The sequence below is a fragment of the Pseudoxanthomonas sp. Root630 genome (assembly GCF_001427585.1).
Taxonomy (GTDB): Bacteria; Pseudomonadota; Gammaproteobacteria; order Xanthomonadales; family Xanthomonadaceae; genus Pseudoxanthomonas_A.
Genome location: NZ_LMGY01000017.1, coordinates 320,444 through 340,239 on the forward strand (window position 1 = coordinate 320,444; position 19,796 = coordinate 340,239).

The 19,796-nt window shown below is 66.0% G+C and carries 11 protein-coding genes and 1 tRNA gene; 7 read left to right on the forward strand and 5 right to left on the reverse strand.

Translation table 11 applies throughout. The annotated features are described in order from the left end of the window. Positions 1–682 precede the first annotated feature (682 nt). Complete coding sequence (locus tag ASD72_RS16245; protein WP_081420393.1) at positions 683–1,672, forward strand: inovirus-type Gp2 protein; 990 nt, start codon at positions 683–685, stop codon at positions 1,670–1,672. A 32-nt stretch (positions 1,673–1,704) separates the two neighbouring features. On the opposite strand, the gene ASD72_RS16250 is transcribed toward ASD72_RS16245, so the two are convergent. Beyond that, positions 1,705–2,250, reverse strand: a complete 546-nt coding sequence (locus ASD72_RS16250) for a hypothetical protein (protein WP_056880979.1) — start codon at positions 2,248–2,250, stop codon at positions 1,705–1,707. A gap of 251 nt (positions 2,251–2,501) precedes the next feature. Next, complete coding sequence (locus tag ASD72_RS21080; RefSeq protein WP_155944702.1) at positions 2,502–2,648, reverse strand: hypothetical protein; 147 nt, start codon at positions 2,646–2,648, stop codon at positions 2,502–2,504. 155 nt (positions 2,649–2,803) lie between these two features. Here ASD72_RS21080 and ASD72_RS16255 point away from each other — a divergent pair, with 155 nt between their 5' ends. From ASD72_RS16255 to pbpC, 5 genes are all read left to right on the forward strand, one after another. Further along, entirely contained in the window at positions 2,804–4,426 is a 1,623-nt protein-coding gene (locus ASD72_RS16255; protein ID WP_056880980.1) for a glutamate synthase-related protein, read from the forward strand. Between the two features lie 58 nt (positions 4,427–4,484). Beyond that, positions 4,485–4,559, forward strand: a tRNA-Val gene (locus ASD72_RS16260). A gap of 290 nt (positions 4,560–4,849) precedes the next feature. Continuing rightward, complete coding sequence (gene gyrA / locus ASD72_RS16265; protein ID WP_056880981.1) at positions 4,850–7,540, forward strand: DNA gyrase subunit A; 2,691 nt, start codon at positions 4,850–4,852, stop codon at positions 7,538–7,540. Positions 7,541–7,633: 93 nt separating this feature from the next. Beyond that, positions 7,634–12,574: an alpha-2-macroglobulin gene (locus ASD72_RS16270; protein ID WP_056880982.1), complete on the forward strand. Its 4,941-nt coding sequence runs from the start codon at positions 7,634–7,636 to the stop codon at positions 12,572–12,574. 92 nt (positions 12,575–12,666) lie between these two features. Beyond that, positions 12,667–15,039 (forward strand): penicillin-binding protein 1C, encoded by a 2,373-nt coding sequence (gene pbpC / locus ASD72_RS16275; protein WP_056880983.1) that lies wholly within the window; start codon positions 12,667–12,669, stop codon positions 15,037–15,039. A gap of 4 nt (positions 15,040–15,043) precedes the next feature. Here the strand turns inward: pbpC and ASD72_RS16280 are convergent, their stop codons facing one another. Then, positions 15,044–15,793: a hypothetical protein gene (locus ASD72_RS16280; protein ID WP_056880984.1), complete on the reverse strand. Its 750-nt coding sequence runs from the start codon at positions 15,791–15,793 to the stop codon at positions 15,044–15,046. A 3-nt stretch (positions 15,794–15,796) separates the two neighbouring features. Beyond that, positions 15,797–16,276: a peroxiredoxin gene (locus tag ASD72_RS16285; RefSeq protein WP_056880985.1), complete on the reverse strand. Its 480-nt coding sequence runs from the start codon at positions 16,274–16,276 to the stop codon at positions 15,797–15,799. A 153-nt stretch (positions 16,277–16,429) separates the two neighbouring features. Between ASD72_RS16285 and ASD72_RS16290 the strand changes: the two genes are divergently transcribed. Beyond that, the gene (locus tag ASD72_RS16290; RefSeq protein WP_056880986.1) at positions 16,430–17,320 is read left to right on the forward strand and encodes a DnaJ C-terminal domain-containing protein; all 891 of its coding nucleotides are present in this window, start codon (positions 16,430–16,432) and stop codon (positions 17,318–17,320) included. Positions 17,321–17,507: 187 nt separating this feature from the next. Here the strand turns inward: ASD72_RS16290 and ASD72_RS16295 are convergent, their stop codons facing one another. Next, entirely contained in the window at positions 17,508–19,694 is a 2,187-nt protein-coding gene (locus ASD72_RS16295) for a M3 family metallopeptidase (protein ID WP_056880987.1), read from the reverse strand. Between the last annotated feature and the right edge of the window lie 102 nt (positions 19,695–19,796).

Genomic DNA, 19,796 nt, shown 5'->3' on the forward strand with positions numbered 1-19,796 from the left:
TGTGAACCTCCCCAAGCAATCCGTACTCGAACACCTGGCCGCGTTCGCAGTGACCTTCCTCCTCGGCCTTCTCGTCTCCAAGGGCGGCCGCAACCCCTTCGACCCCGGCTAGGCCGGCGCAGATTGAGGCCCAGCAGGGCTGCATAAGCCCCCCCCGGAACCAACTTTTTTGGTTCCGGGGGTGCTGATTTTTGGCTCCGGGGCTCGGTAACCCTTTGATCCTATTGAGCCTGCCTTACGTAAGGAATTACTCAAGCATTAGTCGTCGGACAGGCTGCACATCGATCCATAGCGTCGCGCTCCCACTCACTTGGAGCCGCCTATGGACCGGCCACGAACACGACCAATCAGCCTCATCCCCGAGCGCGAAGCGCGGCAACGCTACGGTGTCTCGCGCTCCACCTTCTGCGAGCACCGTCGCCCCGATTCCAAGTACTACAAGCCGGAGATGCCCCCGGTGGTACGGGTGGGCGGACGCAACTTCTATGACGAAGAGCGTTGGGACTTCTTCATGTCCTTCTTGGTGGAAGGAGGTGAAGACGGGCGGTGTTAATTCTGGGGCTAGCCATCCCCACCAGACCCCCTCAATTCAACGCTTCAATCCCAAGGATCTCCCGCAAATGCTAGGGACAACTGCTCAGTCGATCCTAGGAATGAACGTTGTTATATAGCGAATGTAAGCATGAAGAATCGTGTAACAACTCAAGATCATCTAGAAGCAATCTTTGTGGGTCACAACAAGCTGGCCGTGACGCACGCTAAGACGTATGCGGACTGCCAAAAAGCCATCGTACATGCGATGGGAGGAGTAATCAGATCGCGCAAAAAGCTGTTCTATCGCCGCGGCAACAGGGCATTCTGCTGGTCGTACGAAACGAAAGTCGGGCAGGAGCTTCGCTGGTGCATGAAGTACGACATACGGGAGATCGAACGTCATTTCCCGAAGCATCGCTTTCATCCACTGTACGTTCTCTACAAGCGCTACTTTGCTCGCTTCTATGGCTGGGTAGGCTGGCCGGACTCCGAGACCGTGGAGGAGTTGAACAAAGCGGTCGACAAGGTTCGTGCATGGGCTCGTAGCAAGGGCTTCAAGCGCCGCCTAGACAACATGCGCCGCACGGAACGGGCGAACTGGAGTCAGGTGCGTAAGTTGCTGCGCGATCATCGATCGGCAAAGTCCAAGAGCCTGTCGATTCGCCTGGATGTTGGTTACGTGTCCACGCACACTGACGGCTCGTTCCATGCGCTCGATGTCACCTACGCGGAGGCGGTTGGCCATCGAGCCCAGCTGTTGTCCTTCCTCCGTTACGGACCTTTCAAGAAGGTACTGACCGGGTACGTCTGGAAGATGGAGTACGGCCTGGAGAAGGGCTTCCACATCCACATCGCCGTTCTTATGGACGGGCAGAAGGTGTGCAAGGACATCACCATCGCTGCGGCCATTGGTGAGCATTGGAAAAAGGTGATCACAGCGGGTCGCGGTGGATACTTTAGCTGCAACCAGAAGAAGGAAGCGTACGAACGCTGTGGCCTTGGCAACCTGGCCCGTGATGACGATGAAAAGTGGTTGTACCTGGAAGAGTCTCTTCGCTACCTAACCAAAGAGGATCTCTTCATCCGAATGAAGGCTCCTCCGAAAGCCCGCACCTTCGGTGTGGGTGGTGTCTACTAGGTTGATCGGCCCGGGGCCCGTAAAGCCCCGGGCTATATCTTGGACAGCAGCGCTGTAATCCGAGCGTCGGCGTAGACAGCCTTCTCTCTCTTCTGGCCTAGCGTGAAGTCGATCGACCGAGCATGTTTCTTCAGTTCGAAGTCGAAATCATCGCGGTTGTGCCACTTTCCTTTGATGCCTTCCATGTGGGCAACAAGTGCATCTAACTTCTTCTGTTCCTCTGCCTTCTTCGCAGCAAGCTCTTCCTCAGATGCCTTTTTCCGCTGGCTAGCCCTGAAGATGCCCTCGCGAACGCCGCACTGAAAGCGAATCATCGCTTCGGCTCGTAAGAGGAAGTACCACGCGGCCTCATTGTCGTAGGCAAGGCGATACTCGTGAGCCCGTTTAATGTAGTCCTTGAAAACTACAAGGTTCGACTCACCGAGGACGATTTGCGACTCGTCAGCTTCATCCTCGCTAAAGTCCACGCTGGACTCTACGTGCTGGAACATGGTGTCGAGGTCGATCGGTTGAATCGGCACAACCTCGAAGAGTTCCTCGATGTCTGGGACCTGGTCGTCCTTGTCCTTGTCATCCATCGTTTGAGCCTCGCTTGTCGGGTGCCCAACGATGCCCAGCAGAGGGGCAACCTGGCAACCGCCCCCGGGAAGCCATCGCCGAGGCATATATAAGGAGTGGAGAAAGACCGCCCCTTGCTGGGGCGGGATACATTGCGGAAAGTGTGTCAGAAAGTGAGTCAAAACCGCCATGAAATCAACGATATGCCAGTTGAATCAATGGGATATAAGCTACTTTCGGTTGAGGCTCCGGCACCAGTTCGCCGATGCGGTCAGCGTCCCCGGCGCTTCTCTTCCTCGCGCACTTTCTTGCGCACGAACATCGCCACTGCGAAGGCGATGCCCACCATGACGATGCTGCCGCCGATGGCCAGCCAGCCCACCGGCTCGAGCAGGATTTCGCGAAGGATCGGATGCATGTCGGTCTCCCCTTGGTTGTGGTGCCGCCACGCTCTCACTGCATCCGGGCGCCGGCATTGATCCGGATCAACCCGCGCGTGGCGCCATGCGGCCCCTGCGGCGTGCAGTCGCAGGGCATGGCTTAGAATCGCCACTGGCCCACGGGAGACTGCCGATGCAGCGTTACCTCGCCTATGCCGTCGTCGTGCTGCTGACGGCCTGCATGTTGGTGCTGGCGTTGTCCTGGCCGGTGGCCTGGTGGGGCGTTGCGCTCTTCGGTGCGCTGGCGCTGCTGGGTACGTGGGACGTGCTGCAGACACGCAGCACCCTGCGCCGCAACTATCCCGTGCTCGCGCACTTCCGTTACGGGCTTGAGTCCGTCGGTCCCGAGATCCGCCAGTACTTCATCGAAGGCGATACGGCCGAAGTGCCGTTCTCGCGACAGCAACGTTCGCTGGTGTACCAGCGCGCCAAGGGCGTGATGGACGTGGTGCCGTTCGGCAGCCAGCAGGACGTGTACAGCGTGGACTACGAATGGATCAACCATTCGATGGCGCCGACCCACGTCGATTCGCATGATTTCCGCGTGGTGATCGGCGCGGGTTCGGCGCAGCCGTATTCGGCCAGCGTGTTCAACATCTCCGCCATGAGCTTCGGCGCGTTGTCGGCGAACGCGGTGCGCGCGCTGAACGAGGGTGCGCGCCGCGGTGGTTTCTACCACGACACCGGGGAGGGCTCGATCTCGCCTTACCATCGCGAGAAAGGCGGCGACCTGGTCTGGGAGATCGGCTCGGGTTACTTCGGTTGCCGCGACGAGCAGGGCCGCTTCAGCGAGGAGCGCTTCATCGAGAACGCCGGTTCGGCGCAGGTGAAGATGATCGAACTCAAGCTGTCGCAGGGCGCCAAGCCTGGCCATGGCGGCGTACTGCCGGCGGCCAAGGTCAGCGCCGAAATCTCCGCGACCCGCGGCGTACCGATGGGGCACGACTGTGTGTCGCCGGCGAAGCATTCCGCTTTCTCCACGCCGATCGAGTTGCTGCAGTTCGTCGCCCGCCTGCGCGAGCTGTCGGGGGGCAAGCCGACGGGTTTCAAGCTGGCCATTGGCCACCCCTGGGAATGGTTCGGCATTGCCAAGGCCATGCAGGAGACCGGCCTGCTGCCTGATTTCATCGTGGTGGACGGTGCGGAAGGTGGCACAGGCGCGGCGCCTGCGGAGTTCATCGACCATGTGGGCGTGCCGATGCACGAGGCCCTGTTGCTGGTCCACAACACGCTGGTCGGCCTGAATCTGCGCGACCGTATCCGGATCGGCGCCGCCGGCAAGATCATCAGCGCCTTCGACATCGCCCGCACGATGGCCATGGGTGCCGACTGGTGCAACGCCGCCCGCGGGTTCATGTTCGCGCTGGGCTGCATCCAATCGCAGAGCTGCCACAACGACCGTTGTCCGACCGGCGTCGCCACCCAGGATCCGAAGCGCTGGAAGCACCTGGACGTGGGCGACAAGTCGGTGCGCGTGCAGCAGTTCCACGACAACACACTGAAGGCGCTGCGCGACATGCTGTGCGCGGCGGGCCTGGACCACCCACAGCAACTGGGGCCGGAGCACATCCTGCGCCGGGTGTCGCCGATCGAAGTGCGGTCGCTGGCGTCGCTGTATCGGTTCCTGGAACCGGGCGAACTGCTGGACCGGGTGCCGGCGCATGCGGTGTTCCGGGACTTCTGGGCCGATGCCCGCAGCGACGCGTTCGCGCCGCCGCGGCGGGTCAGCGCCCTGTGCGACACCAAGGACCGCTGAGGCCGGTGCGTTGACCCGCTCCCCGGTCCCCGTTTATCATGCGCGCCCCGACGAATTCGGGCGGTTAGCTCAGCGGTAGAGCACTGCTTTCACACGGCAGGGGTCACAAGTTCGAAACTTGTACCGCCCACCAGTTCCAGCGAAAAGCCCGGCCCCGGCCGGGCTTTTTCGTGTCCGGCCCCGGCCATCGGGGCATGCGGGCGGTCCGACTGCTGGCGATTCGTTGGAATGCGCTGTCCGTAGCGCCATAAGTGCTTGTTTCTGGGGCTGAAAAGGTCGGTCTGGCACGCCCGTTGTGATACACTCCGCAGGTTGCAGAACCCGCCGGAATCCCCGCCTGTCGCTGCCTCGCCGACCCTCGTCGGCTAGGCCTGCTTTGGCCCGGATTCAGGCCCGAGACAATCAGAGAAACACGGAACCCGAATGGCCGATACCGCCAAGGAAATCATCCCCGTCAACCTCGAAGACGAGATGCGTCGCAGCTATCTCGATTACGCGATGAGCGTGATCGTGGGGCGCGCGCTTCCGGATGTCCGCGACGGCCTCAAGCCTGTCCACCGGCGCGTCCTGTTCGCGATGAACGAACTGGGCAACCACGCCAACAAGCCGCACGTGAAGTCCGCCCGTATCGTCGGTGACGTGATCGGTAAGTACCACCCGCACGGCGACCAGTCGGTCTACGACACACTGGTGCGCATGGCGCAGCCGTTCTCGCTGCGCTACATGCTGGTCGATGGCCAGGGCAACTTCGGTTCGGTCGACGGCGACTCCGCCGCCGCCATGCGTTACACCGAAGCCCGCATGGCCAAGCTCACCCACGAGCTGCTGGCGGACATCGACAAGGAAACCGTCGACTTCCAGCCCAACTACGACGAGAAGGAACAGGAGCCGACGGTCCTGCCGACGCGCTTCCCGAACCTGCTGGTCAACGGTTCGGCCGGCATCGCGGTGGGCATGGCCACCAACATCCCGCCGCACAACCTGTCGGAAGTGGTCAACGGCCTGATCGCGCTGATCGACAATCCCGAGCTCGATGTCGATGGCTTGATGCAGTACATCCCCGGTCCGGATTTCCCCACCGGCGGCATCATCAACGGCACCGCCGGCATCATCGCCGGCTACCGCACCGGCCGCGGCCGCGTGCGCATGCGCGCCAAGGCCGACATCGAGGTCAACGACGACAACGGCCGCGAGTCGATCATCGTCACCGAGATCCCGTACCAGGTGAACAAGGCGCGGTTGATCGAGAAGATCGCCGAGCTGGTGAAGGAAAAGAGGCTCGAAGGCATCAGCGAGCTGCGCGATGAGTCCGACAAGGACGGCATGCGCATCTACATCGAGGTCAAGCGCGGCGAATCGGCCGAGGTCGTCCTCAACAACCTGTACCTGCAGACGCCGATGGAATCGGTGTTCGGCATCAACATGGTCGCCTTGGTCGACGGCCGTCCGCAGCTGCTCAACCTGAAGCAGATGCTGGAAGCCTTCGTCCGCCACCGCCGCGAAGTGGTGACCCGCCGGACCATCTTCGAACTGCGCAAGGCGCGCAACCGCGCCCACATCCTGGAAGGCCTGACGGTCGCGCTCGCGAACATCGACGAGATGATCGAGCTGATCAAGACGTCGGCCAATCCGCAGGAAGCGCGCGAGCGCATGCTCGCCAAGACCTGGGAGCCGGGCCTGGTGGGTTCGCTGCTCGCCGCCGCCGGCGCCGAGGCGTCGCGTCCGGAAGACCTGCCCGCCGCCATCGGTTTCGTCGATGGCCGCTACCAGCTCAGCGAGGCGCAGGCCACGCAGATCCTGGAAATGCGCCTGCACCGCCTGACCGGCCTGGAGCAGGAAAAGCTGACCGAGGAATACCGGCAGCTGCTGGAGGTCATCTCCGGCCTGATCCGCATCCTCGAGAACCCGGACGTGCTGCTGCAGGTGATCCGCGACGAGCTGCTGAACGTCAAGACCGAGTTCGGCGACGAGCGTCGCAGCGAGATCCGCCACAGCGAAGAGGATCTCGACATCCTCGACCTGATCGCGCCGGAAGACATGGTGGTCACGCTGTCGCACGCCGGCTACGCCAAGCGCCAGCCCGCCAGCGCCTACCGCGCGCAGAAGCGCGGTGGCCGTGGCCGCAGCGCGGCGGCGACCAAGGAAGAGGATTTCATCGACCAGCTGTGGCTGGTCAACACGCACGACACGCTGCTGACCTTCACCAGCAGCGGCAAGGTGTTCTGGCTGCCCGTGTACCAGCTGCCGGAAGCCGGTTCCAACGCGCGTGGCCGCCCGATCATCAACTGGATCCCGCTGGAACCCGGCGAGAAGGTGCAGGCCGTGGTGCCCGTGCGCGATTACGAGGAAGGCAAGTTCGTCTTCTTCGCCACCCGGAACGGCACGGTCAAGAAAACCCCGCTCACCGAGTTCGCGTTCAAGCTGGCCCGCGGCAAGATCGCGATCAACCTGGACGAGGGCGATGCGCTGGTCGGCGTGGCCCTGACCGACGGTGAGCGCGACGTCATGCTGTTCGCGTCCAACGGTCGCGCGGTGCGCTTCTCCGAAGCGCTGGTGCGCGCCATGGGCCGTACCGCGACCGGCGTGCGTGGCATGCGCCTGGCCGAGGGTGTGGATGCGGACGTCGAGAGCGAGCAGGACGAGGGCGAGGCCGGCGATACGGACGGCGTGCCGTCGATCCCCGAAGCGGGCTCCGAAGTCGTCAGCCTGGTCGTGGTCGATGGCGAAGGCGACATCCTGACCGCCAGCGAACGTGGCTATGGCAAGCGCACCCCCGTGGGCGACTATCCGCGCAAGGGTCGCGGCACGCGCGGCGTGATCGCGCTGAAGACCACCGAGCGCAACGGCCGCCTGGTGGGCGCCATCCAGTTGTCCGACCACCATGAGGTCCTGCTGATCTCCGATGGCGGCACGCTGGTGCGTACCCGTGCGGCGGAAATCTCGCAGGTGGGTCGCAACACCCAGGGCGTCACCCTGATCCGCCTGTCCGACGGCGAGACCTTGCAGGCGGTGGAACGCCTGGATGCCTCGCTGGACGAGGAGGAGGCCGGGGAGGGCGTCGCGGGGACGGTTCCGGCATCGCCGGAGGCCACCGAGGCACCGCCGGAGGCCTGACCGCCGATCCGCATGAAAGCGCGCGGAGCGTGACCCCGCCGCTTTCATCCCTGCGTTCTATACTGCCGATACGACCACGGCAGGGAATGTCACATGGGATCGGTACGTCGGAACACGAACAACGCGCGCAGCCGCTGGGTGCGCGCGTTTTTTATTGCCTTGCTGGCCGCCACGGCCGTCGCCGGTTGCAAGCGCAATGAAACCGGACAGCTGCCCGAAGCCAGCGGCGAACCGATCAAGGCCGAGGCGGCCAAGGTCGAAGGCTTCGCACTGGTCGGCGCCTATCCCGACCAGCACGACGGCGACCTCGCCATCGCCCTGGAGTTCAGCCGTCCGCTGGTGAGCTCACAGGCTTTCGACGACCTGCTGGTGGTGAAGGACGCCAACGGCGCGGCGGTGAAGGGCAGCTGGGTGCTGGACGACAAGGGCCTCATCCTGCGATTCCCGTCGGTCGAGGCGGCGAAGGACTACGACGTCACCCTGAAAGCCGGCCTGTCCGCTGCCGATGGCACCCGCCTGGGCAAGGACGACACGCGCAAGGTGCATACGGGCGAACTGGACCCGGCCGTGGGCTTCGCCTCGCAGGGCAGCGTGCTGCCGGCGCGCGAGAGCCGCGGCCTGCCGGTGGTGTCGATCAACGTGCCGGAAGTGGACGTGGAATTCCTGCGCGTCAGCGGGAAGCAGCTGCCGAAGTTCTTCGCCGAGTACCAGCGCGGCGGCCGTCGCGGCAGCTGGGACCTGGACAGCGACTACGGCGACAGCACGCCGATCGGCGACCTGGCCGAACCCGTCTACCTCAATCGCTTCGTGCTCGGCGGCAAGCCCAATGAGCGCGTGTTGACCTACCTGCCGATCCAGGACATCCGCGAGCTCCAGGATCCGGGCCTGTACTTCGCGGTGATGAAGCGCACCGGCAAGTTCGCCGGCGAGTTCGAGACCGCCTTCTTCACCGTCAGCGACATCGGCCTGCACACACGCGCCTACAAGGACACGCTGTTCGTGCACACCGCTTCGCTGCAGGATGGTTCGGCCATCGGCGGCGTCGAGCTGAAGGTGCTGGATGCGCGTGGTGAAGCCGTGCTGGCCGGCAAGACCGACGGCAACGGCAATGCGCTGCTGAAGTACACGCTGGACGCCGCCCACGTGCTGGTCGCCACGCGCGGCAAGGATGTGTCCATGCTGCCGTTCAACCAGCCGGCGCTCGACCTGTCCGAGTTCGCCGTGGCCGGACGCGAGCAGGCCTGGTTCGACGTGTTCGCCTGGTCGGGTCGTGATCTGTATCGCCCCGGTGAGACGGTGCGTATCTCCGCGCTGCTGCGCGACAACGACGGCAAGCCCGTGCCTGCACCGAAACAGGGTGGGCAGCCCGTGTTCCTGCGCCTCAAGCAACCGGACGGGAAGGTGTTCCGCGAGACCCGCCTGCAACCCGGTGCGCAAGGCTATTTCAGTTTCGAGCAGACGATCCCGGTGGAAGCGCCGACCGGTCGTTGGCAGGTGGAGTTCCGCACGGACCCGGCGAGCAAGGACGCCGTGCAGGGCATGACGCTGCGCATCGAAGAGTTCCTGCCCGAACGGATGAAGCTCGACCTGGATGCGGTGCAGCCTGTGCTGAAGCCGGGCGAGCCGCTGAAGCTCAAGGCCACTGCGGCGTACCTGTACGGCGCGCCGGCCAGCGGCAACCGCTTCACTGCAAAGCTGGCGGTCGCGGTGGAACAGCATCCGCTGGCGCAGTTGCCGGGCTACTTCTTCGGCGATCCCACGTTGGAGCTGCCGAAGGAAGCCAAGGACGTCATCGACGCCACGCTGCCCGAGAACGGCGTGCTGCAGGAAGACATCGCGCTGCCCGCTGAAGCCAAGCCACGCAGCACCATCGCCGCGATCGTGTCGGGCAGCGTGTACGAAACCGGCGGCCGCACGGTGAACCGCACGCTCAAGCGCGTGTTGTGGCCGGCGGGTGCGCTGGTCGGCATCCGTCCGTTGTTCGACGACAAGGACGGCGCGGACGCCAACGCCAATGCCGCCTTCGAACTGGTGCGCGTGGATGCCGCCGGCAAGCCGCAGCCCGCGAAGGGCCTGAAGGCCACGCTGGTGCGCGAACTGCGCGACTACCACTGGAACTACGACGAGGACGGCGGCTGGGACTACGATTTCACGAGCCGGTTCGAGAACAAGGACACGCGCACGCTGGATGTCGGCAGCGGTGCATCGAAGGTGGATTTCCCCGTGGAGTGGGGCGAGTACCGGCTGGAGGTGTTCGATCCGGCCACCGGCCTGACCACGCGCTATCCGTTCCGCGCGGGCTGGAGCTGGGACGACCAGAACCGTGGCCTGGATGCGCGTCCCGACAAGGTCAAGCTGGCGCTGGACAAGACCGGCTACAAGGCTGGCGACACGCTGAAGGTGACCATCACGCCGCCGCATGCAGGCAAGGGCCTGCTGATGGTGGAAGCCGATCGCATGCTGTACGTGCAGGCGATCGACGCCAAGCCGGGCAGCAGTTTCTCGATCCCGGTGACCAAGGAGTGGGAGCGCCATGACGTCTACGTGACCGCGCTGGTGTTCCGCGGCGGTTCCGCGCCCAGCAAGATCACCCCGGCCCGCGCCGTGGGCGTGGCGCATGTGCCGATGGACCGTCGCGACCGTCGCGTCGCCGTCGGCCTCTCCGTGCCCAAGCAGATGCGGCCGGAGCAGGACCTGCGGGCGAGCGTCAGCGTGCCGGAACTGGCGGGCCAGACCGCGCATGTCACCGTGTCCGCGGTGGACGTGGGCATCCTCAACATCACCCGCTTCCCGGTGCCGGACGCCAACGCGCAGTTCTTCGCCCAGCGTCGCCTCGGCGTGGACGCGTACGACATCTACGGCCGCGTGATCGAGAGCTTCGAAGGCGGCAGCGCCAAGATCCGCTTCGGTGGCGACATGGCGCTGGCAGCGTTGCCGCAGGCCAAGCGTCCCACGGCGCGCGTGCAGACGGTGGATCTGTTCTCCGGGCCGGTGAAGCTCGATGGCAAGGGCAATGCCCGCGTCGCGCTGAAGGTGCCCGACTTCAACGGCACGCTGCGCGTATCGGCGCTGGTCTATTCCGACACGCGCTACGGCAACCGCGACCGCGAGACCGTGGTGCGTGCGCCGATCGTGGCCGAAGCCAGTTTGCCGCGCGTGCTCGCACCCGGCGACAAGAGCACGGTGACCCTGGACGTGCAGAACTTCACCGGCAAGACGGGTGCGTTCAAGGTGCTGGTCAACGGCGAAGGGCCGCTCAACATCGGCGAAGGCAACCGCAGCACCGATCTCGCCATCGATGCCAAGCGCACGCTGACGTTCCCGGTCACGGCGGGCGAGGGCTACACCACCGCACAGGTCCGCGTGCGCGTGGAGGGCAACGGCTTCAAGGTCGACCGTCGCTACGACGTTCCCGTGCGCGCGGGCTGGCCGGCCGTGCTGCGCTCGCGCACGCAGGTGCTGGACAGCCTGGCGCCGGTGGAGATGGGCGCGGGCTTCGCCGACGGGTTGATGCCGGGTTCGGTGACGGCGCGCATGACGGTCAGCGCATTGCCGCCGATACCGTTCGCCAGCGCGTTGAAGGGCGCGCTGGAGTACCCGTACGGCTGCGCGGAACAGACGACCAGCAAGGGCTATGCGGCGCTGGAGCTGGACGACGCGACGGCCAAGCTGCTGGGCATCGACGGCCTCGATGCCAAGAAGCGCCGCGAACGCATGGAAGGCGCGTTCGGCCGCCTGGCTTCGATGCAGGTGGCGAACGGCCACTTCTCGATGTGGGGCAATGACGACTACGTCAATCCCGGCCTGACGCCCTACATCGCCGAGTTCCTGCTGGATGCGCGCGAAGGCGGGTTCGCCGTGCCGGACGCCGTGCTGCAGAAGGCGCTGACCCGCCTCAACGAGGACCTGCTGGCCGGTGGCGCGCAGTTCTACGGCTACGACCGTCGCGACCATCTGAAATTCGCCAACCAGGCCTATGCGGGGTATGTGCTGGCGCGGGTGAACCGCGCACCGCTCGGCACCCTGCGCGCGCTGTACGACAACGAACGCGGCAAGACCCTGACCGGCCTGCCGCTGGTGCACCTGGGCATCGCATTGACGCTGCAGGGCGACCGCAACCGCGGTGCCAAGGCGATCGCCGAAGGCTTCGCCAAGACCGGCGACCGGCCGGACTACCTGGGCGACTACGGCACGACGCTGCGCGACGATGCGTTGATGATCGCGCTGGTGCACGAACGCAAGCTGGCCAAGCCCGAGTACGATCGCCGCGCGATCTCGCTGGGGCGCGAACTGGATACGCGCCGCAACAGCGGCTGGCTGTGGCTGAGCACGCAGGAGCAGGTGGCATTGGCCCGACTGGGCAAGGCGTTGATGGTGGACCAGGCGAAGCTGGTCTCCGGCCGGTGGAGCATCGGCGGCGAGGCGGAGACCGTCGCGCCAGTGCGCCTGTTCGGCCGGAGCGTCGATCACGCCGCGCTCGCCCGTGGCGTGCGCTTCGTGCCCGAAGGCTCGCCACCGCTGTACGCCTCGCTGGACGTGGCCGGCATCCCGCGCAGCGCACCGGCGCCGGACAGCCGCCAGATCGGTGTCGAGCGCCGGTACTACACGACCGACGGGCAGGAGTGGAAGGGCGGCACGCTGAAGGAAGGCGAAGCGTTGATCGTCCGCGTGGGCATCACCGCCAACGTAGCGATGCCCGATGCCTTGTTCACCGACCTGTTGCCGGCCGGCCTGGAGATCGAGAACTTCAACCTGGGCGATGCCAAGCAGTGGGCCGAGGTGGTGGTGGACGGCATCGCGATCAGTGATCGGGGCAGCGCCGCCGACGTCAAGCATGAGGAGTTCCGCGACGACCGCTACGTGGCGGCACTGAAGCTGGACCGTGGCGACACCGCGAAGCTGTTCTACCTCGTGCGTGCGGTCACGCCCGGCACCTATACCGTGCCGCCGTCGCTGGTGGAGGACATGTACCGTCCGGATATCCGCGGCGTGGGCAAGGCTTCGCCGGCGACGATCACGGTGGTGCAGCCATAACGCGTTCGATCCATGGCCGTCATCCCGGCGGACGCCGGGACCCATCCTGATCCTGCGAATCCTCAGTCATGAAGGTGTTGGGCAGGAGCAAAATGGATTCCAGCGTGCGCTGGAATGACGGCGGTCGGCAGCTGCGCTGGCTTTCCTGGCTGCGTTGGACGACGGTGGGGGTGCTGTTGTCCTTGCTGGCCCTGGACTTGGCGTTTCCACCGCCGCTGCCGAAGACGCGCGACACCAGCACGCTGGTCGTTGCGCGCGATGGCACGCCACTGCGTGCGTTCGCCGACCGCGACGGCGTCTGGCGCTATCCCGCGACACCCGAGACGGTGTCGCCGCTCTACTTGCAGGCACTGCTGAACTACGAAGACCGCTGGTTCTGGCGGCATCCCGGCGTCAATCCCTGGGCACTGGTGCGTGCGGCCGGGCAGTTCGTTCGCCATGGGCGGGTGGTCTCCGGCGGCTCGACGCTGACCATGCAGGTGGCGCGCATGCTGGATCGCCATTCCCGAACGCCGTGGGGCAAGGCCAAGCAGATGCTGCGGGCGGTGCAGCTGGAAGCGCACCTGTCCAAGCGCGAAATCCTCACGCTCTACCTGGAGCGTGCACCGTTCGGTGGCACCATCGAGGGCGTCGAGGCCGCCAGTTGGGCCTATCTCGGCAAGCCGGCCTCACGGCTGTCGCATGCCGAAGCCTCACTGCTGGCGGTGCTGCCCCAGTCGCCCAGCCGGTTGCGGCCCGATCGCCATCCCGAAGCGGCGCAGGCGGCGCGCGACAAAGTGCTGCAACGCATGGCCGATCTCGGCGTTTGGTCGCCCGCGGAGGTGGAAGACGCACGGATAGAGCCGGTCGTCGCGCGAGCGTTGCAGCCCCCCTTGCAGGCAGCACTGCTCGCGGAGCGGCTGCGGCGGCAGCAGCCGCGCGCGGCACGGATCGTGTCCACGCTCGACGCCGGCCTGCAACGGACGCTGGAAGAGCGCGTGCAGGGCTACTTTTCCACGCTGCCGCCGCGCACATCGGCCGCGCTGCTGGTGGTCGACAACGCGACGATGGAAGCGCGCGCTTACGTGGGATCGGTCGCGTTCGGCGACCGCGAGCGGCTGGGCCACGTCGACATGGTCCAGGCGTGGCGTTCGCCGGGCTCGACGTTGAAGCCTTTCCTCTACGGGCTCGCCCTGGATGACGGCCTGATCCATTCCGAAAGCTTGCTGGTGGACGCGCCGCAATCGTTCCACGGCTATCGTCCCGGCAACTTCGATGCCGCGTTCAACGGGCCGGTCAGCGCCGCGGATGCGCTGAGGTTGTCGCTCAACGTGCCCGCGGTGGATCTGCTGGACCGCGTGGGTCCGGATCGCTTCTCGGCACGGCTGGCGAACAACGGCCTTGCGTTGCGCTATCCGCGTGGCGCGAAGCCCAACCTGTCGCTGATCCTGGGCGGCACCGGCGCGCGCCTGGAGGACCTGGTGGGCGCGCATGCGGCGCTGAACCGCGAAGGGCTGTCGGGCCGCGTGCGCTACACGGCACAGGATCCGTCTTCGGATCGCCGGCTGCTGTCGCCCGGTGCGGCATGGATCATCCGTGAAATCCTGGAAGCGCACCCGCGACCGGGCTATGGCATCGGCGTGCTGGATACCGGCAATCGTCCCCGAGTCGCGTGGAAGACCGGCACCAGCTATGGCTTCCGCGATGCCTGGGCACTGGGCGGCACGCGCCGCTATACCGTCGGGGTGTGGGTGGGGCGACCCGATGGCACGCCGTTGCCCGGGCAATACGGGGCGGTCACCGCGTTGCCGCTGATGTTCGAAGTGATCGACAGCCTGCCCCGCGCGCGTGGCGACGCAGAACCCCGGCCCCGTCCCGCCGACGTCGCCGCGATCGACATCTGCTGGCCGTTGGGCCTGCCGCCGGAAGCCGATGCGCCGTCGCTGTGCCAGCGCAGGCGCGAAGCGTGGACGCTGGGCGGCAACGTGCCGCCCACGTTCGCCGAGCGCGATGCGCGGTTGTGGAGTGTCGGTCGCGAGCGTTTCGACATCGATGCGCGTAGCGGGCTGCGTCTGTCCGCCGACTGTTTGCGACCGCACGACGTGCGCAGCGCCGAAGTCGCGCGCTGGCCGGCGCTCGCCTCGCCCTGGCTGCCGGCGCAGACGCGCGCGGCGTCGCGCCTGCCGGCGCTGTCGCCGGATTGCCAACCCGACGGCCGCGATGCCAGCGAGGAACTGCGCATCGAAGGACTCAACGATCGCGCCACGCTGGCCCGCGCGCCGGGCAGTCCGCACGGTGTTCGTTTGCAGCTGCGTGCGCTGGGAACGGAATCGCGCATCCAGTGGTTGCTGGATGGCCGATGGATCGCCGAAACGCAGGGGAATCAGCCATTCCAGCGGGAGTTCGACGAAGCCGGCGAACACCAGCTCACCGCGCTGGCCGGAAGCGGCGCGTGGACGCGGGTACGGTTCGAGGTGTTGCGCTGAGAAATCAGCGGTAGTGGGCGAGGAACTCGCTCAACGAGGTGGCGTCCGGCACCAGCAGGCCCATCACGGCGCCTGCGACAAGCAGGGAGAGCGTAGCCACGACGAACGGCTTTCCCGTGTGTCGCAGCGTGGTGGAAAGCCAATGGGCGCCGGGGGCGGGACGTTTCAGGCGCCGGTAGAGTCCCGCCGACAGAACCGCGTCCAGGGCAAGCTCCGCCAGCAGGGCGGGTGCGATCCAGATCACCCAGCCCACCGCGAAAAGCGCGCCCCCCAGCACCACCATCACCAGGATGACGGGCAGCGACTCGTCGGCATCGAGGGCGTGGTCCAGCGACGGCAATTCCACCGGAACCGGCATTGGATCGAAGGATGCCAGCGATGCATGCGTCGCCGGTGCATCGAACGATGCGCTCGCACCGCCGCCGCCGGAACCGCCGCCGTGCCCTTGCCAATCGCTACGTCCCGTGGAGGCGGGTGAAGAACCATCGCTGCCGGCCGGCAAGTCGCTCAGATCCCATTCCCGATGTCGGCGCCATGCCCAGACCAGGCAGAGAAACGCGCCATAGGCGAACATCACGCACAACGGGTAACGCAGCCAGAGCGCGTCCATGCCGATCGCGGACAACGCCACGGACGCGAGGAAGCCGGTGGCCGCGGTCAGCAGCACCAGCAGGCTCATCTGAAGCCGCGGTACGCTGACCTGTGCCGCGACCAGCGTCCTGAAGGCATCATGCGACCGGTCGCGACGGCGCATGCGTCAGCCGAGCTGTTCCAGCATGTGCTCGGCGCCGGATACCTTGTACTCGCCGGGAGCTTCGACGAAGACGTGCTTCACCACGCCGTCCTCCGCGTACAGCGCAAAGCGCTTGGCGCGGACGCCCATGCCGTATGCGCTGGCGTCCATCTCCAGGCCCAGGGCCTTCGCCAGGTCGGCATTGCCGTCGGCGAGCATCTGCAGGCCATCGGGCACATGCTGGGTCTTGCCCCAGGCCTGCATGACGAAGGGATCGTTCACCGATACGCAGAACACCTCGATGCCGCGCTTGCGGAACTCGTCGAAGTGCTGCACGTAGCTGGGCAGGTGCTTCTCGGAGCAGGTCGGGGTGAATGCGCCGGGCACGGCGAACAGCACCGCCTTGCGGCCGTCGAACAGGGCGATGGTGTCCACGGTCTCCACGCCCTCGCGGATGCGCTTGAGGGTCACTTCGGGAATGCGCTCGCCAACCTGGATGCTCATCGGACTGCCTTGTAGGGGAATATGCGGGCCAGTGTAGCGCGCCGGCGTCATGCCGCCGTGACTCCACGGCCTCCGCGCGGCCGGCACTGCGGGCGATTAGAATTGCGGCGTGGCGCCCCGGTGCGGGCCGCTTACGGCAACGGCGGAGTTCGCATGCAGTTCAAAGACTATTACGCGGTACTGGGCGTGGAACCTTCGGCCGGCGACGCCGAGATCAAGACCGCCTACCGGCGGCTGGCCCGCAAGTACCACCCGGACGTCAGCAAGGAAGCCGGTGCCGAGGACCAGTTCAAGGCCGTGAACGAGGCCTACGAGGCGCTGCGCGATCCGCAGAAGCGCGCCGCCTACGACCAGTTGCGCGCGCGCGGCTACCGTCCCGGCGAAGAATTCCGTCCGCCCCCGGACTTCGGGCGCGGTGGACCGGGCGCGCAGGATTTCGATTTCGAAGAGATCTTCGGCGGTGCGGGCGGCGGCGGTGGCGGTGCCGGATTCAGCGATTTCTTCGAAGGCCTGTTCGGTCGTCGCGGGCGCGCGGAGCAGGCTGCGCCGCGCGGGCCGCAGGGGCCGCGCGATTCGCGCGCCAAGCTCGCGGTGCCGTTGCAGGCGGTCCACGACGGCGGCAGCGTGCGGGTGAACGTCAACGGGCGCCAGCTCGATGTCAGGGTGCCCACCGGCGTGAAGCCGGGGCAGGTGATCCGGCTGGCCGGGCAGGGCAGCCAGGGCGGCAACCTGCTGCTGGAGGTGGAGTACGCGCCGCATCCGCAGTTCGAGGTGGACGGCCGCAACATCATCCACGTGCTGTCGCTGACGCCGTGGCAGGCCGCGCTCGGCGCTTCGGTCAGCGTGCCGACGCTGGGAGGCGCGGTCGAGTTGAAGATCCCGCCGGATTCGGATTCCGGCCGCAAGCTGCGCCTGCGCGGCCGCGGTCTGCCGGGAACCCCGCCGGGCGACCAGATCGTCGAACTGGAGATCACCGCGCCGCGCGCGGAGACCGACGAGCAACGCAAGGCGTACGCCGCACTGGCCCAGGCCTTCGACGAGTGATGCGACGCGTTGGCGTGGCGAAATAATCGCCACCCCGCTTGACAGCCCCGGCCTGCAAGGCCGCACGACGGTTATCCACAGATTCGTGCAGCACTCATCCACACGCGATGTGGACAACCGGACTGCCGCGTAACCCAAAAAAAACCACGCCACCCGAAGGTGGCGTGGCGGGCGACGAGGAAGTCGCTTACTTGACCTGCTTGGCGGCCGGCGCAGCGGCCGGTGCCGTCAGGCCGCGCTTCTCCAGCAGCGGCTCGATCTTCGGATCGTGGCCGGCGAAGTCGCGGAACAGCTTCATCGCATCCTGGCTGCCGCCCTGCGAGAGCAGGGTCTTGCGGAAGTGGTCGCCGTTCTCGCGCTTCAGTCCGCCATGGCTCTTGAACCATTCCACGCTGTTGGCGTCGAGCACTTCCGACCAGATGTAGGCGTAGTAACCGGCCGAGTAGCCGCCCATGATGTGGCTGAAGTAGGGCGTCTTGTAGCGCGGCGGCACGGGCTTGTAGTTGATGCCGTCGGTGGTCAGCGCGTTGGCTTCGAACTTCATCACGCCGGCCGCGTCAGGCACCTGGTCGGCGGTGATCTGGTGCCAGCGCTGGTCCAGCATGGCCGCGCCCAGGTATTCGGTGGTCTTGAAGCCTTCGTTGAACCTGGAAGCGGCGATCACCTTGTCCAGCAGCGCCTGCGGCAGCGGCTCGCCGGTCTTGTAGTGCTTGGCGTAGTTGGCCAGGATCGACGGCCAGTCGGCCCACATCTCGTTGACCTGCGACGGGTACTCCACGAAGTCCCGCGGCACGCTGGTGCCGCTGAAGTACGGGTACTTCACGTCGGAGAACATGCCGTGCAGCGCGTGGCCGAACTCGTGGAACGTGGTGGTCACTTCGTCCCACGTCATCAACGTCGGCTCGCCGGCCGGCGGCTTGGGCACGTTGAGGTGGTTGGCGACGACCGGCTTGTCGCCGCTCAGGCCGGACTGCGACACGTACGAGTTCATCCACGCACCGCCGCGCTTGGAGTCGCGCGCATACGGGTCGAAGATGAAGATCGCCAGCTGCGAGCCGTCGGCGTTGAACACGTCGTAGGTCCAGGTGTCGGCGTGGTACTTCGGCAGGTCGGTGCGTTCCTTGAACGTCAGGCCGTACAGCTGGTTGGCGGCGAAGAACACGCCGTTCTCCAGCACGTTCTTCATCTCGAAGTACGGCTTGAGCTGCGATTCGTCGAAGTTGTACTTCGCGGCGCGGACCTTCTCGGAATAGAACGCCCAGTCCCACGGCTCGAGCGCGAAGGTCGGCTGGCCCTTGGCCTTCTGTTCCTGGTCGATCATCGCCTGCAGGTCGGCGGCTTCGCGCTTGGCATTGGCCACGGCGGCCGGTGCCAGCTTGCCCAGCATCGCGTTGACGGCTTCCGGCGTGCGCGCGGTCTGGTCTTCCAGGCCGTAGGCGGCATGGTTGGGGTAGCCAAGCAGCTTCGCGCGGTTGGCGCGCAGCTTCATGATGCGCGAGACCAGCGCGGTGGTGTCGAACTCGCCGCCATGGCTGCCGCGCGCGACCGAGGCCTCGTGCAGGCGCTGGCGCAGGGCGCGGTTGGTCAGCTGCGATTCCGGCGGTTGGCCGGTGGTGTTCAGCAGGGTCAGGACGTACTTGCCTTCCAGGCCGCGCTTCTTGGCGACTTCGGCGGCGGTGGCGATCTGCGCTTCGGTCAGGCCGTCGAGCTGCTTCACGTCATCCACGACCACGGCCGAGGCGTTCACGTCCTTCAGCACGTTGTCGCTGAAGGTGGTGGCCAGCGAGGCCAGTTCGCCGTTCATCGTCTTCAGCGTCGCCTTGTCGGCGTCGTTGAGGTTGGCGCCCGAGCGCACGAAGCTGGTGTGGTAGCGCTCGATCAGGCGCACGCCTTCCGCGTCCAGGCCCAGGTCGTTGCGCTTGTCGAACAGCGCCTTGATGCGGGTGAACAGCTTCGGATTCAGGCTGATGGCATCGCCGTGGGCGGCGAACTTGGCCGAGTAGTCGGCGCGCAGCTTGTTGCGCGCGTCATTGGTGTCGGTGCCCACCAGGTTGAAGAACACGGTGGTGGCGCGGTCCAGCACCTGGCCGCTCTTCTCCATCGCGATGATGGTGTTTTCGAACGTGGGCGCGGCCGGGTTGTTGGCGATGGCGTCCATTTCCTTCAGCTGCTCGGCCATGCCGGCGTCGAAGGCGGGCGCGAAGTCGCTGTCCTTGATCTTGTCGAACTGCGGATAGTGCAGCGGCAGCGTGCTTTCCGCGAAGAAGGGATTGGCGGCCTGGGCGGTCTGGGTGGCCGGCGTGGCGGCCTGGCTGTAGGCGGGCATGGCGAGTCCGAGGGTCGCGGCGAGCGCGATAGCGAGGCGGGTGGTCATGAAGCACGACGTCCTGACAGGGTAGATATCCAAGGGTAACCCAGGGGTGCAGGCCGGACCCATGACGAAAGGCATGGGCGTGCCCCCGGAAAGCCCTTCAAT

Excerpts from the sequence above, each read along its gene's own strand:
- ASD72_RS16245 (WP_081420393.1), top strand. The coding sequence starts at position 683 with ATGAAGAATCGTGTAACAACTCAAGATCATCTAGAAGCAATCTTTGTG.
- ASD72_RS16250 (WP_056880979.1), bottom strand. The coding sequence starts at position 2,250 with ATGGATGACAAGGACAAGGACGACCAGGTCCCAGACATCGAGGAACTC.
- ASD72_RS21080 (WP_155944702.1), bottom strand. The coding sequence starts at position 2,648 with ATGCATCCGATCCTTCGCGAAATCCTGCTCGAGCCGGTGGGCTGGCTG.
- ASD72_RS16255 (WP_056880980.1), top strand. The coding sequence starts at position 2,804 with ATGCAGCGTTACCTCGCCTATGCCGTCGTCGTGCTGCTGACGGCCTGC.
- gyrA (WP_056880981.1), top strand. The coding sequence starts at position 4,850 with ATGGCCGATACCGCCAAGGAAATCATCCCCGTCAACCTCGAAGACGAG.
- ASD72_RS16270 (WP_056880982.1), top strand. The coding sequence starts at position 7,634 with ATGGGATCGGTACGTCGGAACACGAACAACGCGCGCAGCCGCTGGGTG.
- pbpC (WP_056880983.1), top strand. The coding sequence starts at position 12,667 with ATGGATTCCAGCGTGCGCTGGAATGACGGCGGTCGGCAGCTGCGCTGG.
- ASD72_RS16280 (WP_056880984.1), bottom strand. The coding sequence starts at position 15,793 with ATGCGCCGTCGCGACCGGTCGCATGATGCCTTCAGGACGCTGGTCGCG.
- ASD72_RS16285 (WP_056880985.1), bottom strand. The coding sequence starts at position 16,276 with ATGAGCATCCAGGTTGGCGAGCGCATTCCCGAAGTGACCCTCAAGCGC.
- ASD72_RS16290 (WP_056880986.1), top strand. The coding sequence starts at position 16,430 with ATGCAGTTCAAAGACTATTACGCGGTACTGGGCGTGGAACCTTCGGCC.
- ASD72_RS16295 (WP_056880987.1), bottom strand. The coding sequence starts at position 19,694 with ATGACCACCCGCCTCGCTATCGCGCTCGCCGCGACCCTCGGACTCGCC.